Here is a 2,823-nt window from a genome sequence, read left to right as displayed (position 1 = left end):
CGTGTTCGGGGCGCCGGGGCGGCCCGGCTCCACCGGGTTGCCGGGGTTGCCCGGCTGCTCAGGGCTGCCGGGCGGCGTCTCCTGACCGCCCTCCTCAGGCTCGGTTCCGCCGGAACCGCCCTCGTTCGCACAGTCGTTGGCCGTGGTGGAGTTGCCGATCCCGATGACGTCGACGCTGTTGCCGCAGACGTTCACCGGTGCGTCGATCGGCGCCTCGACGTGGTTGCCGGAGCCGACGCCCGGCGAGCCGCCGGTGTGCCCGCCCGCCTCCGAGCCCCCGGAGCCGGAGTCGCCGTATCCGCCGGAGGAGCCGCTGCCACCACCGCTCTTGGCACCGGTGTTGACGCACTTGTTGCCCATCGCCGGGTTGAGGAGCCCGACGACGTTGACCGTGTTGCCGCAGACGTTCACCGGCGCGTTCACCGGAGCCTGCACCGAGTTGCCCGACAGCACGCCGGGCGAGTTCGTGCTCGATCCGCTCGCGCCCGAGTCCGCGTGCGCCGCACCACCGGTGGCGGCGATCACGCCGGTGGCGGCGGCCACGGTCATCAGGCCTTTGCGGGTGACCTGTCGCATTGCTGAATCCCTGCCTTCGACCTTGTCCCGAATTCCCGAAGTTCGCATTCTCGACGGTCGAGTTCCCGATGCTCAAGTTTTCGAAGTCCGGGTTCCGGCATTCGAGTTCCGGTATTCGAGTTCCGACGTTCGGGTTCTCGCCGTTCGAAAAGAATCGTTCCGAAAAGGCCGGTCGACCCCGGAGCGCATGGCGCGCGCTCGGGGGCCGACGGGCTCAGCCCCTCACGGGGCGAGGCACAACGTCACTTGTTGATGCAGGTGTTGCCGAAGGCGGGGTTCAGCAGCCCGATCACGGAGACCGTGTTGCCGCAGGCGTTCACCGGGATGTGAACGGGAACCTGGACGACGTTGCCGGAAAGGACACCCGGGGAGTGCATGGCCGCACCCTGGGCGCCCGAGTCGGCGACGGCCATGCCCGCGCCCGCGAGAACGAGACCACCAGTGGCAGCGGCAGCAGCGACGATCTTCTTGATCATTATTTTCTCCTTGTTGGCAATGCGATCGCAAGCAGCTGATCGCATCACCAGTAACGAGGAGGGAGTAATGGAGCTACGAGCTTATCGTCGCATTCACTCTTCCCAGCAGGTTCCGTACGTTCGAGCGAATACTGAAGTTTCGTTTCACTGAGGCAATTCAGGACGCATCGATGAACCGGTCGAGCACCCGTACGCCGAACTGCAGCCCGTCCACCGGCACCCGCTCGTCGACACCGTGGAACATCCCGGCGAAGTCCAGCTCCGGCGGCAGCTTGAGCGGGGCGAAGCCGAAGCCCCGGATGCCGAGGTCGTCGAAGGACTTGGCGTCGGTCCCGCCGGAGAGCATGTAGGGGATCGCCTTGGCGGCCGGGTCCTCGGCGACCAGCGCGGACTGCATGGCCGCCACCAGCGCCCCGTCGAAGGTGGTCTCGACGGCCTTGTCGGCGTGCACGTCCTCGCGCCGCACGTTCGGCCCGAGGATCCGGTCGAGGTCGGCGAGGAACTCCTCCTCGTGCCCCGGCAGGAACCGCCCGTCGACGTGCGCGGTGGCCTCGCCCGGGATGACGTTGACCTTGTAGCCGGCGCCCAGCTGGGTGGGGTTGGCCGTGTTGCTCAGGGTGGCGCCGATGAGCTTGGCGATGCCGCCGAGCCGGACGAGGGTCGACTCCATGTCCTCCGGGTCGAGCTCGAGGCCCAGCGCGTCGCCGAGTTCGTCGAGGAAGGCCCGGGTGGTCTTGGTGACCCGCACCGGGAAGGTGTGCCGGCCGAGCCGCGCGACGGCCTCCGACAGCTCGGTGATGGCGTTGTCCCGGTGGATCATCGACCCGTGACCGGCGGTGCCGGCGACGGTCAGCTTCATCCAGTGCATGCCCTTCTCGGCCGTCTGGATCAGATAGAGCCGCCGCTCCTCGCTCACCGTGAACGAGAACCCGCCCACCTCGCTGATCGCCTCGGTGACGCCCTCGAAGAGATCGGGGTGGTTCTTGACGAGGTGCTTGGCGCCGTACGTGCCGCCCGCCTCCTCGTCCGCGAGGAACGCCAGGACGATGTCCCGGGGCGGCTTGCGCCCGCTGCGCAGCCGGTCCCGGACGACCGCGAGGGTCATCGCGTCCATGTCCTTCATGTCGACGGCGCCACGGCCCCACACGCACCCGTCCGCGACCTCGCCGGAGAAGGGGTGGTGGGTCCAGTCGCTCGCGTTGGCCGGTACGACGTCGGTGTGGCCATGGATGAGCAGCGCGGGCCGGGTCGGGTCCGTGCCCTCGATGCGGGCCACGGTGGACGCGCGGCCCGGGTGCGACTCGAAGATCCGCGGTTCGAGCCCCACCTCGGCGAGCTTCTCGGCGACGTACTCGGCCGCCTTGCGCTCCCCGGGGCCCGAGTGGTCGCCGTAGTTGCTGGTGTCGATCTGGATCAGCTCGCGGCAGAGGTCCACGACCTCGTCCTCGCCGGTGACGCTCCTGGCCGTGTCCGTCTCGCTCACGCTGCTTCCTCCCGGGCCGTCGCTGCTGGTGGTCCCCCTCATCCTCCCTCTCCTACCGCTCACCCCCAAGGCCGGTCCCGCCCCGTCACACGTCGTTCACGCCCGGCCGGGGGGCGCTCCGGGGTGCGACGGGGGGTGACCAGGGGGCACTCGAAAGCCTGGTAATGTTTTCTCCGTCGCCGCGAGGGAAACCCCGCACGACAGACACCTTGTCCGGGTGGCGGAATGGCAGACGCGCTAGCTTGAGGTGCTAGTGCCCTTTATCGGGCGTGGGGGTTCAAGTCCCCC

Annotated in this window: 3 protein-coding genes; all 3 read right to left on the bottom strand. The window is 68.8% G+C overall.

Annotated features, from left to right (window positions below):
* A partial coding sequence (locus AC5P09_RS50455) for a chaplin (RefSeq protein ID WP_493880395.1) occupies positions 1-576 on the bottom strand: 576 nt, incomplete at its 3' end.
* 242 nt (positions 577-818) lie between these two features.
* Positions 819-1,052 (bottom strand): chaplin ChpH, encoded by a 234-nt coding sequence (gene chpH, locus AC5P09_RS50450; RefSeq protein WP_411151424.1) that lies wholly within the window; start codon positions 1,050-1,052, stop codon positions 819-821.
* Positions 1,053-1,209: 157 nt separating this feature from the next.
* The gene (locus AC5P09_RS50445) at positions 1,210-2,535 is read right to left on the bottom strand and encodes a M20/M25/M40 family metallo-hydrolase (protein ID WP_493880394.1); all 1,326 of its coding nucleotides are present in this window, start codon (positions 2,533-2,535) and stop codon (positions 1,210-1,212) included.
* Positions 2,536-2,823: the final 288 nt, after the last annotated feature.

This window comes from Streptomyces sp. a15 (genome assembly GCF_059026085.1).
Note: the sequence above shows the minus strand (reverse complement) of the source record. Positions and strands in the feature narration are given on the sequence as shown.

Excerpts from the sequence above, each read along its gene's own strand:
- chpH (WP_411151424.1), bottom strand. The coding sequence starts at position 1,052 with ATGATCAAGAAGATCGTCGCTGCTGCCGCTGCCACTGGTGGTCTCGTT.